Genomic DNA, 15,875 nt, shown 5'->3' with positions numbered 1-15,875 from the left:
TCGACTATACTCGATCCGTGCCCAAAGTTTCCGACCGCTATCGCGATGCCCGCCGCGAGCACATCCTCAACGCGGCCCGGCGCGCGTTCCTCCGCCACGGCTTCCACGCGACCTCGATGAACGACCTGTTCGCCGAGGCGAAACTGTCCTCCGGCGCGGTGTACCGCTACTTCCCCGGCAAGGAAGACATCGTGCTCGCGATCGCCGAGGACAACATGCGGGAGGTGGCGCAGCTGATCCGGACCGTCACCGAGGAACGCCCGGGCGAGTCGATCGGGACCGTTCTCGCCGCCGCTGTGGAGCTCATCACACTGAAGAACCAGGACACCGGACTGGCCGGGATCGGCGTCCAGGCCTGGTCGGAGTCGCTCAGCAACCCACGGATCGGCATGGCCTTCGGCCAGATGCTCTCCACCCTCAGGACCGAGCTCGCCGAGGTCATCAGCCGGCACCAGCGGACGGCGGCCCTTCCGGCCGATCCGTCAGCAGAAGCCCTGGCCGGCGTGATGATCGGCGTACTGGTCGGCCATCTCCTTCAACTGGCGCTCCTGGGCCCTGAGGCGGTGGCAGACACCCCCACCGCTCTCAAGGCCCTGTGGCCGCCCTCAGATCACTGAGCTGCGCCGCGGACCGCTGCCTGCTGCTGGGCCTTCAGAGCCAGGCGCATGGTCTCGAAGGTGTGGGCTTGCGGCGCGGCCGTCGTGGTCCGCTCCTGTACGTCGTGGATCAGGTCGGCGTAGTAGGTGGTCTGCACCTGCGAGCAGTCGATGTACTGCGTGCCTTCCTGGTTGACCAGGAACAGGTGATCGCCGCCGTCGCGGCCCGCGATGTCGACGTACTTGCGGAGCTCGATGTAGCCGTCGGTGCCGAGGATCATCAGCCGGCCGTCACCCCAGGTCGGCAGGCCGGCCGGGGTGTACCAGTCGACGCGGATGTAGCCCTGGGCGTTCTCGCTGCGCAGGAGGATCTCGCCGAAGTCCTGCAGGCCCGGCTCGTCCGGGTTCGCGAAGTTCCCGACCGTGCTGGCGACGACCTCGGCGGTCCGCGCGCCGGTGAACCAGAGGAACTGGTCGATCTGGTGCGAGGCGATATCGGTGAGAATGCCGCCGTACCGCGCCTTGTCGTAGAACCAGTCCGGGCGCCCGGCTCCGCCGCCGAGGTGGCCGCGGTCGCCGACGCGGTGCGGCCCGATCCCCAGCGTCTGCACCACGGTCCCGATCTTGCCCTCGCGGACGAGTTCGCCGGCCTTGATCACGCTCGGCACCTCGAACCGCTCCGAGAACGTCACCGACCAGAACCGGCCGCTCTGGCCGACCGCCTTCTCGATCTCGTCCAGCTGGTCGAGGCTGACACAGCCGGGCTTGTCGGTCACGACGTCCTTGCCGGCCAGCAGCGCGGCGACGGCGATCGGTCCCCGCCGGTCCGGTACGGCGGCGGTCACGATCAGGTCGATCCCGGCCCGGCCGAGCAGCTCCTCCGGATCGGCGACTACCGGAACATCCGGGTACCGCTCCCGGACACGGGTCGCGATCGCGGCGTCGGGATCGTCGGTCGCCATCCCGACGAACTCCGCACCGGCCCCGATCAGGCCGGCGATCTGACCGAAGATGTGCGCGTGATCAAGACCGACGGCGGCGAACCTGACAGCCTGCGTGGAAGTCACCCGGATTCCTCCCGGCTCGGCAACGTTTCGATTGCCACTCACCCTATGCCAGTTCGGCAAGCGCTTGCCAACCGGTGGCGCGTCACAGGACGTAGAAGCCGGTGATCACCGTGGGCAGGATGCCGAGAACGAGCCAGAGCGAACGCAGCGACCGCTGGAAGATCAGGAGGATGCCGGCGGCCGTGAGAACGCCGATCACCCCGGACATCAGCCAGAGGCCGACGCCTCGCCCGTACTCCGCCCGGGCGACGCCGATACTGTAGACGGCCAGTGTGACGGCAGGGACGCTGCCGACGTGGAACAGGATGACCGAGACGACCCAACGCTGGACCGTCTCGATGTTCATAGGCTTCGGAGTTCTGCGGCGCACATCTTCATCGTACACGAATGATTAGTGCACACACTATTTAGCGTTCGCCACGTTCGCGGCGGCGATCACCTGCGTCAGCACCTGCCGGAGGTGCTGGAGTTCGGAGACCTCCATGCCCAGCCGGCCGACGATCGCCGCCGGGATCTTCTCGGCCTCGTTGCGCAACCGCCAACCCGCCGGGGTCAGGGTGACGGCGAGCGCGCGCTCGTCGGTGCGCGCACGCGGACGCTCGACGTACCCGCTTGCCTCGAGCCGTTTCAGCAGCGGTGACAGTGTCGCCGGCTCCAACTGCAGCAGCTTGCCGAGCTCCTTGACCGACAGCGGCGCGTGCTGCCACAGCGCGAGCATCACCAGGTACTGCGGGTGGGTCAGGCCCATCGGCTCGAGCAAGGGCCGGTACACCGCGATCACGCTGCGCGCGGCCACGGCCAGCGCGAAGCACACCTGGTTCTCCAGCTCCAGCGGGTCGATATCGCCGAAGTCAATCAAGGGGACCTCCATCAGACGTCGTCCCTCGAGGCTATCGCACTGCACTAACGATTAGTGCGACAACCAGCCTATGACCGGCCGGTCCAGCGGGGTGAAGTCTGTTTCCAGTCGCGGGCCCAGGCGTCGGCGCGGCGGCGGTCCAGCGGTCGGCGGGCCAGGCAGAACAAGGCGAAGATCGTGGGCCAGGCGAGCATCGGCAGGGTGAGCGCGACAGCGGTGCCCAGGGTCGCGCTGTCGCCGGGTGAGTGCGGGGCGCGGGTCATGGCGCCGGTCTCGTCGAGCCAGATCGTGAGGTCGGCACCGGCCGCGGTCCCGATCAGGACGTCTGCTTGGCCCTCGTGGGCCGACCCGGACGCGTCGTACCAGCGGACCGGGACCAGCGTGGTGCTGAGGCCGAGCGTCGACGGGACAGCGTCGGCGGCGCTCTCGAGCGTCCGCGCGTGCACCGGGTGGGCTGCGGCGCGGGCTGCCGCGGCGGACTGCTCGCTGCGGTCGCGGATCGTCGTACCGATGGCTGCCGCCGCGGGGATCACCAGCAGAGCGACTGTCAGCGCGGTCAGCAGCAACGCCGCCTCGATCCGGTCGACCCGCCGGCGCAACGGGTTCCGCCCGAACCCGAGCCGCCGCAACTGCATCACGACGAACAACTCGGCCCGACGCTGCGACCTGGAACCCATCACACTCCCCTATCTCCCACTAATGAAGACAAGAGAGGTGCTCCGCGTGTGACATCCCGACGATCGTCAAGTAGAGCGGCGGCTCGCGAGGACTCTGGAGGTGAGGTAGATCAGGAACGAGATCGTGGTGACGTAGGGACTGATCGGCAGGCTGCCGCCCAGCGCCAGGAGGATGCCGCCGACGAGGGACACGGTTGCGAACAGCACGCTCAGCACCGGCACGAGCCAGGGCGACGCAGCGATCCGGAGTGCGGCGGCCGCGGGAGTGACCACGATGCTCAGCACCAGCAGCGCACCGACGATCTGCACCGAGATCGCGACGCCCAGCCCGAGCAGCAGCATGAAAACCAGCGACAGCAGCCGAACCGGAACACCGCGGGCAGCGGCCTGTTCCGGGTCCGAACTGGAGAACATCAGCGGCCGCCACACGATCAAGAGCCCCATCAGTACGACGGCACCGGTCACGACCAGCCAGGACAGCTGCGGAGTGTCGACCGCGACGATCTGCCCGGTCAGCAGACCGAACTTGTTCGCCGCCCGGCCCTTGTACAAGGCAAGGAACAGCACCCCGAGCCCCAGCCCGAACGGCATCAGCACCCCGATGATCGAGTTGCGATCCCGCGCCCTGCTGCCGAGTACGCCGATCAGCACCGCGGCCAGGATCGACCCGGCCAGCGAGCCCGCGACCACGTTCAACCCCAGCAGCAAGGCGCCCGACGCACCCGCGAACGAGAGCTCGCTGATGCCGTGAACGGCGAACGGCAGATCGCGCATCATCACGAAGACGCCGATCAGCCCGCCCACGATGCCGAGCACCACCCCGGCGAGGATCGAGTTCCGCACCAGGGCCAGCAGGTCGCCGTAGTTGGCGAAGTCGAAGATCTGGTGCCACGCCGATACTGTTGCCGTGAGCACCGACCTCACCCGGCCCGCTGGACCGGCGCGTGGTGTGTGTCCTCGGGAATACCCGCCACCAGCACCCGGCCGCCGGAACGGACCACCTCGACCGGCGATCGGTACAGGTCGGTCAAGGTGCTCGAGGTCATCACCTCGTCGACGGTCCCGGTCCGGAAGCGTCCGTCGGCCAGGTAGAGCACGCGATCGACGTACGGCAGCACCGGGTTGATGTCGTGGGTGACGAAGACGATCGCGGTGTCGTGCGTACGGCGTCGGCGGTCGACCAGTCCCGAGATCGCGCGCTGGCTGTTGAGATCCAGCGACAACAGCGGCTCGTCGCACATCAGCAGCTCCGGATCGGCGGCCAGGGCCTGCGCGATGCGAACGCGCTGCTGCTCTCCCCCGGACAGCACTCCGATCGGCCGGTCGGCGAACTCGAACGCGCCGACCGACCCGAGCACCTCGTCGATCCGCCGGCGCCGCGCCCGATCCGGTCGCCCGATGCCCCAGCGATGGCCGTCGAGACCCTGCCCGACGACGTCTCGCGCTCGGAGCGGCGTGAGCGTGTCGATGCGCCGCTGCTGCGGCACATAACCGATCTGGGCGCTGCCCCGACGCGGCGGAGCGCCCGCGACCCGGATGGTCCCGGACATCAACGGATGCAGACCGAGCACCGCCTTGAGCAGGCTGGTCTTCCCGGATCCGTTCGCGCCGAGGATCGCCAGGAATTCACCCGCACGCAGGTCCATCGTCAGACCGCCCCACAACCGCCGACCCCCGTATCCGAACGCCGCATCGTCGAACTTCAGGACGTCCATCGGCGTCAGGACAGGGCTGAGCGGATCGCGGCCAGGTTGGCCGTCATCCAGCCCAGGTAGTCCTTGCCTGCGGGCAAGGTCTCGGTGACCGGCACGACGGCGATGCCGTTCGCCTTGGCCGCCGCGAGCACCTTCTCCGTCTCCGGACCGGACGTCTGCTGGTTGTAGGCGAGCAGCTTCACCTGCTTCCCGCTGAACAGTCCGAGGGTCTCCTGCAGCACCGTCGCCGGTACGTCGGTCCCCTCCTCGATCGCCTCACTGAACTCCCCCGGCGTCTTGTTCACCAGCCCGCAGGCGGTCAGGAGGTACACCGGCACAGGCTCGGTGATCGCGGCGCCGGCGCCGTTGTGAGCCGACTTGATCGAGGCCTCGGCGGCCTCCAGCTCTTTCACTTTCCCGGTGAAGGCGGCCGCGTTCGCGGCGTACGTCGAACTGTTCGCGGGGTCGACCTCGGACAGTGTGGTCGCCAACCGAGCGGCCAGCTTCTGCACGGACGGGAAGTCGTACCAGACGTGCTCGTTGAGTTCACCGCCGGCGGGCGCCTTGTGGCCGGACAGGTCGACCACGTTCAGCACCTTCGCCGACGTGTTGCCCGCCGCCGTCAGCATCTTGTCCATGAAGTCGTCGTACCCGCCGCCGTTCTCGACCACGACCTGCGCCTTCGACAGCGAGAGTTGCGTCCGCGCGTTCGCCTCGTACGAATGCGGGTCCTGGTCCGGGTCGGAGATGACCGAGGTGATCTCGGCCTTGTCCCCCGCGATCTGCTGCACGATGTCGCCGTACACGTTCGTCGACGCCACCACTGTCACCTTGGCCGGCGATCCGCCGGCCGCGGCCGCCTCTCCCCCGGACGATCCACACGCGGACAGCAACAGCATCGCCGCCACCCCAGCCAGCAACCCCACCGAACCACGCAGCCTCACAGCACACCTCACGTATTGATAATGAAAATCATTCCGCGCTTACCGTAGCACCACTCGGCAGGTGAGCAATCCGCTGGGTCCCGGGTGGCCGGAGAAAATGATTCCGGCCGTGGTCGCCCGGCCGTTAAGCTCGGAGGCCGGTGCACCCGAGGAGGCCCCGTGTTCCAACCGCTGCACGCTTCTGCGACTCGAGCAGTTGAGAAACTCCGCGACATCGGTGAACCCCTGTCCGACGACCTCGCCGGCCGATTGGCCAAGCTGGCGGACGATTCACAGACCGACACCGTCCGCTCCGCCGCAGTCGAGGAACTACTGCGTCCGTACGTTCTCGTCGACGTCTCCCTCGACGAGCAGGGCCTGCCCATGAGTACGCCGGGTGCCGCGGCGCCGCGCCTGGTCCAGCACGGATGGCGCAGCTTCCTGGTCCGGATCGAGAACCCGCATCGCCTGATCGGCGATCTGGCCGCGCAGTCGAACCATGTGCTCAACACGGTCGACTACCACAGCCACGCCGCGCGGATCGCGATGGCGGACACGTTGACCATCGTCCCGAGGATCAAGAGCAGCTGGCTGGAGGTGAAGCTGGCCGGTCCGACCGACGTTTCCGGCCTGGACGTCGAGTACAAGGTGATCAGCCTGTACAGCCGTGACGGCGGCAGCCACAACGGCGAGCTGGGGTTCGTCCTGGCCGTCGAGGAGGCCGAGCACAGCTACACCAGACCGCCGATGGCGAAGGCCTGGCGGCGGATGGGGTCCGAGATTCGGCAGTACCAGGCGTCGTACGAGTTCGACTGCCTGCCTGCGCACGACATCCGGTTCGACATCCGCGAGCCCGACGGCAGCAGTTGCGTCGCGGCGCTGACGGTTCGCGATTCGCAGCGGCGCGCGTACCCGTCGAAGGGGATGCGGCTGGCGCCGGACATGTTCTTCCACGAACACGTGTATCGCGCGACCGGTGAGGTCATCACGCTCCCGGCCGGGCAGTACGAGATCTCCGCCCGGCGCGGCCCGGAGTACCGCGAGGTGCGGGTCGAGATCGACCTGTCCGCCGAGGACGACGCGGTCACGGTCGAGCTCGACCGGTGGGCCGACCCGGCGCGGCACGGCTATTACTCGGGCGATCCGCACATCCATGCCGGCGGCTGCTCGCACTACAGCGTGCCGTCCGAGGGCGTGAACCCGGAGACGATGATCCGGCACGTCCGCGGCGAGGGCCTGTGGATGGGCAGCGTGCTCACCTGGGGCCCGTGCTACTACCACCAGAAGCAGTTCTTCAGCGGCTCGTCGATCAGCCCGCGGGCCGAGCTGGAGTACCCGGCCATGCAGCAGGCGCAGGGCATGAACTGGGAGCCGCAGGACACCGACCACGACGGCCAGAGCCTGCTGCGCTACGACCTCGAGGTGTCGGGCTTCCCGTCCAGCCACTCCGGTCACGTCATCCTGCTCGGACTCACCGACCAGGACTACCCCGGCACCAAGCTGATCGAGGACTGGCCGTCGTGGAACCTGCCGGTCATGCGCTGGGGCCACGCGCAGAACGCGATGGTCGGCTACGCGCACTGCGGGCTCGGCCTGTCCGTCGGCACGAACGAGCTGCCGAACTACGTGATTCCTGGCTTCCAGTCGATCGGTTCGAACGAGATCATCGTCGACGTACCGCTCGGTGCGGCGGACTTCCAGTGCGGCGCCGAGTTCGATCCCGCGGCCGAGCTCAACATCTGGTACCACCTGCTGAACGTCGGCTACCGCACGCTGATGCTGGGCGAGACCGACTACCCGTGCATCTACGACGACGGCCCCGGGGTCGGGCGCACGTATGTCCAGCTGCCCGAGCCGCCGCAGGGCGAGCAGGCGCTGGAGTCGTGGCTCGGTGGGTTGAAGGACAGGGCGTCGTACTTCGGCGACGGGCGCAGCCACCTGTACGACTTCGCCGTCGACGGCGACACGAGCCGCGAGCAGACGACGGACGCGGCGGGACCGGTCCGCGTCAGCGCGACTGTCGCGGCGTGGTTGCCCGAGGATCCGCCCGCACTGCCCGCGGCGGGTCAGCCGGCGTACAGCGCGCCGGTCGGGTGGCACCTCGAGCGAGCCAGGATCGGCCGGACCCGCAACGTGCTGGTCGAGGTACTCGTGAACGGCATCCCGGTCGCGTCACAGGAGTTGCTTGCCGATGGCAACGAGCAGGCGGTCGGGTTCGACGTACCGCTGGAGCGGTCGTCCTGGGTGGCGATGCGGATCCAGCGCAGCGTGCACACCCAGCCGATCTTCATCGAGATCGCTGGCCGGCCGATCCGGGCGTCGCGCCGGAGCGCCCAGTGGCTGCACGACTCCGTCGACGCGCTGTGGAAGGCGAAGTCCGGCTTCATCCGCGAGGCCGAACGAGTCGAAGCCCGCGAGGCGTACGACGCCGCGCAGGCCGCCTACCTGACCCGCCGAGACGAAGCCGAGGTGGACTGATGTACGGCGAACCGGCAGGCTGCTGCGGCCCCGTTGACACCAAGGCGCCGATCTCGGTCACGATCAACCCGGAGGCCCGGGTGAACGTCGCCCGGACCGCAACCCGGGTGGAGCCGGTCGCCCCCGGCCACTGGCACCCGATCGACGTCACGATCGTCAACGACGGCTACGTCACCGGCCAACTCGTCATCGAGAGCGACCCGGTGCCCGGCGTCGAACTCGACCTCCCGGCCCACAACCTCACCGGCGAGCCACGCCAGGAGGGCGCCATCCGCGTCCGCTTCAATGCCCCGGCAACCGTCGACATCACCCTCAACTTCCGCGCCCTGGGAGCCCTCGGCGGCCTCGCCACCCACAGCGCCCTCCACCTGCTCCTCCGCTCGCAGGAGGCCTTGGAGTAGACGAGTCCGCCGCACTCGCCGCGGCCGACCTCAGGCAAGCCCGAGTCATGCGACATGCTTGGTCAAGGACGCAGACCTCACCTCCTAGGAGTTGCTCTCGTATGACTGCCTTGCGTGTTCTCTTTATTGGTGGGACCGGGATTATCAGCTCGGCGTGTTCGTGGCGGGCTGTTGAGGCGGGGCTCGAGTTGACTGTGGTCAATCGTGGTAAGACCTCGATCCGGCCGCTGCCGGCGGAGGTGCGGCAGATCGGTGGGGATATCGACGAGGCGGGGACCTTGGCGGCGATTGCCGGTGAGGAGTTCGACGTGGTGGTGGACTGGCTGGCGTTCACGCCGGATCAGGTGCGGGCCCGGACGGACGCGTTGCGCGGGCATGTCGGGCAGTACGTGTTCATCAGCTCGGCCTCGGCGTACCAGACTCCGCCGGCGCGTCTGCCGATCACCGAGTCGACGCCGTTGCGGAACCCGTATTGGCAGTACTCGCGGAACAAGATCGCCTGCGAGGACCTGCTGACCGCGCTGTACCGCGACGAGAACTACCCGGTCACGGTCGTGCGGCCCTCCCACACCTACGACCGCACGCTCGTGCCGTTCGACGGCGGCTGGACGATCGTCGAGCGCATGCGCCGCGGCCAACCTGTCGTCGTGCACGGTGACGGGACCTCCCTGTGGACGCTGACCCACCACCGCGACTTCGCCCGCGGACTGGTCCCACTGCTCGGCCACCCTCGCACCATCGGCGACACCTTCCAGATCACCTCCGACGACGTCCTGACCTGGGACCAGATCGCCCACGCACTCGCCGCCGCGGCTGGTACGACGGCGCAGATCGTCCACGTCCCGTCCGACGCGATCGCCGCCGAGCACCCCGGCTGGGGCGACGGCCTGCTCGGCGACAAGACCCACTCGGCCGTCTTCGACAACAGCAAACTCCGCCAGGTCGTCCCCGACTTCGTCGCCACCATCCCGTTCGAAACCGGCGCCCGCGAGATCATCGCCTGGTACGACGAGGACCGCACCCGCCAGCGCATCGACCCAGCCATCGACGAAGCCATGGACACCCTGATCGCGCGCTACGCGCGGTGAGTACGGACCTCGTCTGCGTCGGCGACCTGGTCGAAGACATCGTGGTCTGGGCGACCGGCCCGGCGCGGTCCGGCACCGACAACCCGGCGCGGATCCGGCGCGTGCGCGGTGGCGCAGCCGCGAACGTCGCCGTCTTCGCGAGCAGTCTCGGCCTGTCGGCCCGGTTCGTCGGCCGGGTCGGGGACGACGTGGCCGGCGCGGCACTGGTACAGGATCTGGTCAGTGCCGGTGTCGATGCACGCGTGCAGCGGGAAGGAAGCACCGGCGCCATCGTCATCCTCGTGGACAACGACGGTGAACGGACCATGTACCCGGATCGAGCGGCCGCCGCCGAGTTGACCGGCGTACCTGACGACTGGCTGTCCGGTGCGGCCGCTGTCCACCTCTCGGCGTACTCACTCGCCGGGCCACCGCTGTCCGTACTGCGGCGGGCGTCGGACCTCGCCCATGCCGAGGGCGCGATCCTCACCATCGATGCGGCCTCGGTCGCGCTGATCGATGCAGTCGGCCGGACGAAGTTCCGCGACCTCATCAGCAGTCTGCGGCCGACGTACCTGTTCGCGAACGGGATCGAGGCCGACGCCGGCGACCTGCGGAGGCTCGCCGGTGCGGGGACGACCGTCGTGGTCAAGAACGGCATCAAGGCCACGGAGCTCCACCTTGCCGACGCGAGAACGGTGACCGCCGAGGTACCTCCGGTCGGGGACGTACGGGACACGACCGGAGCCGGCGACGCGTTTGCCGCGGCCTTCATCTCCGCCGTACTGGCCGGAGCCGACGCCGTCGAGGCGGTCGGGGCCGGCCATCGACTTGCCGGCAGGGTTCTCACCGAGCCCGGTGCTTCCCTCACCCAGAACGGAGCCGCTCGTGATTGAGCCCATCGTGTCCGACGAAGTGGCAGAAGCCCTGACGGCGGACCGCCCCGTCGTCGCGCTCGAGTCGACGATCTTCTCGAATCTCGGCCTTCCGGCGCCGGCGAACGCCGAGGCACTCGAGCTCTGCAAGCAGGCAGTCTCCGACCACGGCGCCGTACCGGCCGTGACCGCGGTCCTCGACGGAAGACCTCATGTCGGTCTCCTGCAGGACCAGGAGACGCGCGTGCTGCAAGGCACCCGCAAGGTCGCCGAACGCGACCTTGCGGTGGCGCAGGCACAGGGCTGGGACGTCGGCGTGACCACTGTCTCCGCAACGCTTGCGGTGGCGCATGCCGCCGGTATCTCGGTGTTCGCGACCGGTGGCATCGGCGGCGTGCACCGCGGGTCGGAGGTCAGCGGCGACATCTCGGCCGACCTCGACGCGATCGCGAACCACCCGGTCATCACCGTGTGCGCGGGCGCCAAGGCGTTCCTCGACCTGCCGCGGACGCTGGAGTACCTCGAGACTGCGGGGGTTCCGGTCCTGGGGTGGCAGCACGACTGGTTCCCGGCCTTCTACACGCGGTCGAGCGGGCTGCCGATCCCGCACCGGGTCGACGCCGAGGGCGAGGTCTGCGACGTACTCCGGTACCGGGCCCGGCCGGCGACCGGCGTACTGCTGACGATTCCGATTCCGGTCGAGGACGAGATCCCGGCGGCGCGCATCGATGCCGTCCTCGCGGCCGCGTTGGCGGCGAGCGACCGGGCCGGTATCGCGGGTCCCGCGGTGACGCCGTACGTCCTGGCGAGGATCGAGAAGGAGACCGACGGACAGAGCGTTCCGGCCAACCTCGCCCTGGCCCGGAACAACGCGGACGTCGCGGCGCGGATCGCCGTGTCAGCAGGTTTCGCAAGTTCTCGTCGTTAGTTTCTTGCGCGCACGGTGAGTGGAGCGGAAAATCAGCGTACGGTCGCCCTCCAGGCCCGCGTGACACCGCCATGCACCGGTAAAGGAGTGACGTGAGATTCTCGTTTCGCGCTGTCCCCGCTCTGACCATCGGCGCGCTGGTCGCCGCAGTTCTGGTCCCGCTGACAACAGGAGAGGCTTCCGGCACGCCGATGTCCGCTGACGCCACCGAGAGCGTGAACCTCTCCCTCCTGCCGGGTGCGGTCGCATCGGCCAAGTCCCAACGCATGACGGCGCCCGCGGCGACGTACGCGCCGGCCAACGCGGCGGACGTGTTCGTGCACAACGGCTGGACATCGAACTACGCGTCCGTCGGCAACGGGTACGACCCGACGCAGGACTGGTTCCAGGTCAAGCTGGCCACGCCCGCACCGGTCTACGAGGTGTTCACTCGCTGGACGTCCCCGGCCAAACCGACGGAGTACGAGCTGCAGGTCTCCACGGACGCCGACTGCCAGAACTGGTCGACGGTCGCCCACGTGGTGAATCCCGCCGACAAGGACTCCCAGGTGATCGATCAGAAGGACCCGATCACGTGTGTCCGGATGCAGGCTCTGGCGACGACGTCCACCGTCGGGTACACGATCAACGAGTTCGAGCTCTGGTCCGGCCCGAAGCCGCCGCCGACGGTCGGACAGATCATCCCCGTGCCGGTGAAGCAGACGCCCGGCAGCGGCGAGCCGTGGGCGCTCACGAACAAATCCCGCATCGTCGTCTCGAGCAGCACCCTCACCGCCACGGCCGAGGTCCTCGCCGGCTACCTGCGCCCGGCCACCGGGTTCGTGCTGCCCGTCGTGACGGGCTCGGCAACCGCCGCCGACATCTCGCTGTCGCTCGGATCGGTGTCCGGCGTCCCCGCTGACAAGACCGACGAGGGGTACTCGCTGACGGTGTCGAGCGCGGGCGTGAAGATCGTCGCCGCCCAACCCCACGGCCTGTTCAACGGGTCCGCCAGCCTGCGCCAGCTGTTGCCAGCGGCAATCAACTCCCCGACCGCCGGCGCGGGTCCGTGGACCGTACAGCCCATCACGGTCCTCGACTACCCGCGGTATCCGCATCGCGGCCTTCAGCTCGACCCGGCCCGCAACTTCATGACAGTGGCCGAGATCCGCTCGATGATCGACCAGCTGGCCGCGTTGAAGGGCGACCGCCTCCACCTGCACCTGAGCGACTCCCAGTCGTGGCGTCTGGAGATCAAGGGCTACCCGGCCCTGGACGGCACCGGCTGCAACGGCACGGGCTGTATCGCGGGCTTCTACACGCAGGAGGACTTCAAGGGCCTGGTCAAGTACGCCGCCGACCGCTTCATCGAGATCGTCCCGGAGCTGGAGGGCCCGGCCCACGCAACCGCGGCAGTCAGGTCTCTCGGCGGCGTCGCGGTGATGGGCTGCGCAGGTCAGACCCAGACCGACCGGTTCTGCACCAACCCGAACGACCCGGCGAGCGGGCGCGCGCTGGCGTTCTGGCGGGACGCGATCGCCCAGCTCGCCGCGATCTCCCCCGCACCGATCGTCCACATCGGCGGCGACGAAGCCATCGGGATGCCCCACGAGGACTACAAGTGGTGGATCGGCCAGATGGAGAAGATCGTCAACGACAACGGCAAGCGGCTGATGGGCTGGAACCCGGCGCTCGAGGGTTACGCGCCGGGCTCGACCTCCATCAACCACTACTGGTCCGACTACACCGGCGGCGGCCCGCCGCTGATCAAGCCCGAGTGGTTCAACCAGGGCCGTAGCGTCATCACGACGCCGGAGTGGAACGCCTACCTCGACTTCGGGTACGACGGTTCGCCCGGCCGTACGCCGCGGACCGAGCTCGACAAGGCCTACACGTGGGACCCGGAGTGGGTGTACGAGAAGTACCGCTCCGTCTGGGCGCAACCGGCGTACGGCGGACCGAAGGCGGAGGACATCATCGGCATCGAGGCGCCCATCTGGGGCGAGCAGATGCGCGGACTGGCGACCAACGAGTTCATGGTCTTCCCACGGCTGGCCGGGATCCTGGAGAAGGCCTGGTCCCCGAAGGTGCTGACCCAGGACTACGACGCGTACGTGCAGCGGCTCAGTGTCGCCGGACCGCGCTGGGCCTTCGCGAACGTGAACTACGGCTCCATCGCCCAGGTCCCCTGGACTCCGGAGTCGATGGGGACGCTCACGCGCTTCGGTGTGGACAAGACCGTCACCAACGCAACGCTCGGACGTCTGGCCGCCGGTTCGCTTCCGCCCGGTGAGTTCACCGCCACGATCGATTGGGGCGACGGATCCCCGGCGGAGGCGGGTGCTGTCGTGGGCCGCGATTACGTGGCGAGCCAACGTCAGGGCCGGAGCCTGATGACCGTCAGCGGGAGCCACACCTACCCGGCCGACGGGACGTACCACGGCACGGTCATCTACAGCCGTCAGACCCAGACCTGGGTCGTGCCGTTCGTCGCGACCGGCGCACCGGCGTGTACGACGATGCTGAGCGGCACGCATTCAGGCCCGATGACCGTGTCGTCGGGCGTCGCGTGCTTCGACGGCGCGACGGTATCCGGACCGGTGACGGTTGCCCCAGGTGCCGGCCTCTACGCATCCGGATCCGAGATCCGGGGCCCGGTGTCGGCATCCGGCGCAGGCGACGTGCTCCTGTGCGGTACGACGGTGTCCGGACCGGTGAGCGTCACGGGCCGGACCCGGGTGTGGCTCGGCAACGCCGACGGCGAGTGTGCGCCGTCGACGATCAAGGGCCCGGTCGCCGTACGGAACGACACCGGCTCGACAATCGTGTCCGGCAACCGCATCAGCGGGCCGCTGTCCTGCTCGGGCAACGTCCCCGCCCCGACGAACGCCGGACGGCCCAACTCGGTGTCCGGCCCGAAGTCCGGGCAGTGCGCCGGACTCTGACTCGCTGTTCGTCTTCGACTAACGACCGAGGGCGGCGACGAGGGCGGCGAGCGCGAGGGTGAAGAAGACGGCCCAGTTGATCCAGGCGGACAGCCGGGTGTCGTGTGCACGGATGTGGAAGGCGGCCGCGGCGACGAAGTACAGGACGAGGCCGCACGCCGCGACCGCCCCCAGGGCCGGTACGGCGAAGCCGGCCACCAGTCCGAGTGCGCCCGCCGCGAGCAGCATACCCAGTGGGACCTGCCAGGACACCGGCACGTGCAACCGCTCGGCGGTGGCGGTGATCGACTTGTTGTGGGTGAAATTCAGGACAGCGGCGGATGCGTACGCGATCGCCGCCACGACGGTGACCGCGACATAACCGGCGAGCATGATGACCTCCTCGGCCGGAACAGCAGACGGAAGTAGCTTGGTATCAAGTAACTTAATGCCAGGCTACTTCGCATTGGCTTGGTGTCAAGCTAAACTCCGGGCGTGGAGAGTGACTCCGTCGACCGGATCAGGCAGGCGTGGCGGCACCGCGACCCGCAACTGGACTCGAGCTCGCTCGAGATCACCGGGCGTCTCGTGCTGGTCGCGGGCTATTACGAGCGTGTCGTCGGCAGCGTCCTCGACACGTTCGACCTGAGCGTCGCCGACTTCGACGTACTGAACACGTTGCGCCGGGTCGGCGATCCGCACGGCAGCAAGCCCAGCGATCTGGCGCGAGCCGCCCTGATCACCACGGGCGCCATGACATCGCGCCTCGACCGCCTCGAACGAACCGGCCTCATCCGCCGTACGCCCGACCCGGACGACCGGCGCGGGGTCCTCGTCCAGCTGACCCGGCAAGGCAACAAGCTCGCACGCCAGGCACTGGAGAAGCTGATCGCCATGAACGAGGAGTTCCTCGCGCCACTCAGCGGACAGCAATCGGCGTCGGTCGCCGCCGCCCTCAAGCAACTACTCCTCCAGCACGAACCCAGCGGGTAGGTTGCGCGCATGGACTGGAGACTCGAGTTGGTGTCGGTGCCGGTGTCGGACGTGGACCGGGCCAAGGCGTTCTACACCGAGCAGGTCGGGTTCGTCGCCGACCACGACCATCAGGTGACCGACGAACTGCGGTTCGTCCAGCTGACGCCACCCGGTTCGGCGTGCTCGATCGCACTCGGCTCCGGCATGGACCAGGCCGAGCCGGGCTCGGTTCGCGGCCTGCAGATCGTGGTGCCCGACGTGGACGAGGCCCGGGCCGAGCTGACCGGCCGTGGGGTCGAGGTGTCGGAGGTCCAGGAGTTCCCGTGGGGCCGCTTCGTCTTCTTCAGCGACCCGGACGGCAATTCCTGGGCGTTGCAGCAGATCACCAACCGGGGCTGAGGCTCACAGGACGCCTCGCTCCGGCGCGGCGGC

The 15,875-nt window shown here is 68.6% G+C and carries 17 protein-coding genes; 9 read left to right on the top strand and 8 right to left on the bottom strand.

From position 1 onward, the window contains the following. The first annotated feature begins 17 nt into the window (after window positions 1-17). Window positions 18-617, top strand: a complete 600-nt coding sequence (locus tag ACIA58_RS22460; protein WP_396405691.1) for a TetR/AcrR family transcriptional regulator — start codon at window positions 18-20, stop codon at window positions 615-617. On the opposite strand, the gene ACIA58_RS22455 is transcribed toward ACIA58_RS22460, so the two are convergent. The 7 genes from ACIA58_RS22455 to ACIA58_RS22425 all read right to left on the bottom strand — a co-directional run bounded on the left by ACIA58_RS22455 (window position 611) and on the right by ACIA58_RS22425 (window position 5,837). Continuing rightward, window positions 611-1,663, bottom strand: coding sequence for a Gfo/Idh/MocA family protein (locus tag ACIA58_RS22455; RefSeq protein ID WP_396405690.1), 1,053 nt, complete (start codon window positions 1,661-1,663; stop codon window positions 611-613). The genes ACIA58_RS22460 and ACIA58_RS22455 overlap by 7 nt on opposite strands. A gap of 82 nt (window positions 1,664-1,745) precedes the next feature. Beyond that, the gene (locus ACIA58_RS22450) at window positions 1,746-2,009 is read right to left on the bottom strand and encodes a hypothetical protein (RefSeq protein ID WP_396405689.1); all 264 of its coding nucleotides are present in this window, start codon (window positions 2,007-2,009) and stop codon (window positions 1,746-1,748) included. 57 nt (window positions 2,010-2,066) lie between these two features. Beyond that, entirely contained in the window at window positions 2,067-2,522 is a 456-nt protein-coding gene (locus ACIA58_RS22445; RefSeq protein ID WP_396405688.1) for a MarR family winged helix-turn-helix transcriptional regulator, read from the bottom strand. A 68-nt stretch (window positions 2,523-2,590) separates the two neighbouring features. Further along, window positions 2,591-3,199 carry a hypothetical protein gene (locus tag ACIA58_RS22440; RefSeq protein WP_396405687.1) on the bottom strand — a complete coding sequence of 203 codons (609 nt, stop codon included), beginning with the start codon at window positions 3,197-3,199 and terminating at the stop codon, window positions 2,591-2,593. A 66-nt stretch (window positions 3,200-3,265) separates the two neighbouring features. Next, a complete protein-coding gene (locus ACIA58_RS22435; RefSeq protein WP_396405686.1) occupies window positions 3,266-4,114 on the bottom strand; it encodes a metal ABC transporter permease in 849 nt (282 codons plus the stop codon). 5 nt (window positions 4,115-4,119) lie between these two features. Further along, the gene (locus ACIA58_RS22430; protein WP_396405685.1) at window positions 4,120-4,914 is read right to left on the bottom strand and encodes a metal ABC transporter ATP-binding protein; all 795 of its coding nucleotides are present in this window, start codon (window positions 4,912-4,914) and stop codon (window positions 4,120-4,122) included. Between the two features lie 5 nt (window positions 4,915-4,919). After that, window positions 4,920-5,837: a metal ABC transporter solute-binding protein, Zn/Mn family gene (locus tag ACIA58_RS22425; protein WP_396405684.1), complete on the bottom strand. Its 918-nt coding sequence runs from the start codon at window positions 5,835-5,837 to the stop codon at window positions 4,920-4,922. Between the two features lie 159 nt (window positions 5,838-5,996). Here ACIA58_RS22425 and ACIA58_RS22420 point away from each other — a divergent pair, with 159 nt between their 5' ends. The 6 genes from ACIA58_RS22420 (at window position 5,997) to ACIA58_RS22395 (ending at window position 14,489) form a co-directional block, all read left to right on the top strand. Next, window positions 5,997-8,294: a CehA/McbA family metallohydrolase gene (locus tag ACIA58_RS22420; RefSeq protein ID WP_396405683.1), complete on the top strand. Its 2,298-nt coding sequence runs from the start codon at window positions 5,997-5,999 to the stop codon at window positions 8,292-8,294. Beyond that, complete coding sequence (locus tag ACIA58_RS22415; RefSeq protein ID WP_396405682.1) at window positions 8,294-8,695, top strand: hypothetical protein; 402 nt, start codon at window positions 8,294-8,296, stop codon at window positions 8,693-8,695. The genes ACIA58_RS22420 and ACIA58_RS22415 overlap by 1 nt, the downstream gene beginning before the upstream one ends. A gap of 47 nt (window positions 8,696-8,742) precedes the next feature. Then, window positions 8,743-9,783: an NAD-dependent epimerase/dehydratase family protein gene (locus tag ACIA58_RS22410; protein WP_396405681.1), complete on the top strand. Its 1,041-nt coding sequence runs from the start codon at window positions 8,743-8,745 to the stop codon at window positions 9,781-9,783. Further along, window positions 9,780-10,658, top strand: a complete 879-nt coding sequence (locus tag ACIA58_RS22405) for a carbohydrate kinase family protein (protein WP_396405680.1) — start codon at window positions 9,780-9,782, stop codon at window positions 10,656-10,658. The genes ACIA58_RS22410 and ACIA58_RS22405 overlap by 4 nt, the downstream gene beginning before the upstream one ends. Beyond that, complete coding sequence (locus tag ACIA58_RS22400; protein WP_396405679.1) at window positions 10,651-11,565, top strand: pseudouridine-5'-phosphate glycosidase; 915 nt, start codon at window positions 10,651-10,653, stop codon at window positions 11,563-11,565. The genes ACIA58_RS22405 and ACIA58_RS22400 overlap by 8 nt, the downstream gene beginning before the upstream one ends. 92 nt (window positions 11,566-11,657) lie before the next feature. Then, window positions 11,658-14,489, top strand: coding sequence for a family 20 glycosylhydrolase (locus ACIA58_RS22395; protein ID WP_396405678.1), 2,832 nt, complete (start codon window positions 11,658-11,660; stop codon window positions 14,487-14,489). A gap of 18 nt (window positions 14,490-14,507) precedes the next feature. On the opposite strand, the gene ACIA58_RS22390 is transcribed toward ACIA58_RS22395, so the two are convergent. Continuing rightward, the gene (locus ACIA58_RS22390) at window positions 14,508-14,861 is read right to left on the bottom strand and encodes a DoxX family protein (protein ID WP_396405677.1); all 354 of its coding nucleotides are present in this window, start codon (window positions 14,859-14,861) and stop codon (window positions 14,508-14,510) included. 102 nt (window positions 14,862-14,963) lie between these two features. On the opposite strand from ACIA58_RS22390, the gene ACIA58_RS22385 reads away from it, so the two are divergent. Both ACIA58_RS22385 and ACIA58_RS22380 read left to right on the top strand, forming a co-directional pair. Continuing rightward, window positions 14,964-15,461, top strand: a complete 498-nt coding sequence (locus tag ACIA58_RS22385; protein ID WP_396405676.1) for a MarR family winged helix-turn-helix transcriptional regulator — start codon at window positions 14,964-14,966, stop codon at window positions 15,459-15,461. Window positions 15,462-15,470: 9 nt separating this feature from the next. Next, complete coding sequence (locus ACIA58_RS22380) at window positions 15,471-15,842, top strand: glyoxalase superfamily protein (RefSeq protein WP_396405675.1); 372 nt, start codon at window positions 15,471-15,473, stop codon at window positions 15,840-15,842. The last annotated feature ends 33 nt before the right edge of the window (window positions 15,843-15,875 follow it).

This window comes from Kribbella sp. NPDC051586 (assembly GCF_044453965.1).
Taxonomy (GTDB): Bacteria; Actinomycetota; Actinomycetes; order Propionibacteriales; family Kribbellaceae; genus Kribbella.
This window is presented reverse-complemented; position numbering and strand designations above follow the sequence as displayed.

Excerpts from the sequence above, each read along its gene's own strand:
- ACIA58_RS22440 (WP_396405687.1), bottom strand. The coding sequence starts at position 3,199 with ATGGGTTCCAGGTCGCAGCGTCGGGCCGAGTTGTTCGTCGTGATGCAG.
- ACIA58_RS22390 (WP_396405677.1), bottom strand. The coding sequence starts at position 14,861 with ATGCTCGCCGGTTATGTCGCGGTCACCGTCGTGGCGGCGATCGCGTAC.
- ACIA58_RS22450 (WP_396405689.1), bottom strand. The coding sequence starts at position 2,009 with ATGAACATCGAGACGGTCCAGCGTTGGGTCGTCTCGGTCATCCTGTTC.
- ACIA58_RS22410 (WP_396405681.1), top strand. The coding sequence starts at position 8,743 with ATGCGACATGCTTGGTCAAGGACGCAGACCTCACCTCCTAGGAGTTGC.
- ACIA58_RS22380 (WP_396405675.1), top strand. The coding sequence starts at position 15,471 with ATGGACTGGAGACTCGAGTTGGTGTCGGTGCCGGTGTCGGACGTGGAC.
- ACIA58_RS22415 (WP_396405682.1), top strand. The coding sequence starts at position 8,294 with ATGTACGGCGAACCGGCAGGCTGCTGCGGCCCCGTTGACACCAAGGCG.
- ACIA58_RS22430 (WP_396405685.1), bottom strand. The coding sequence starts at position 4,914 with ATGGACGTCCTGAAGTTCGACGATGCGGCGTTCGGATACGGGGGTCGG.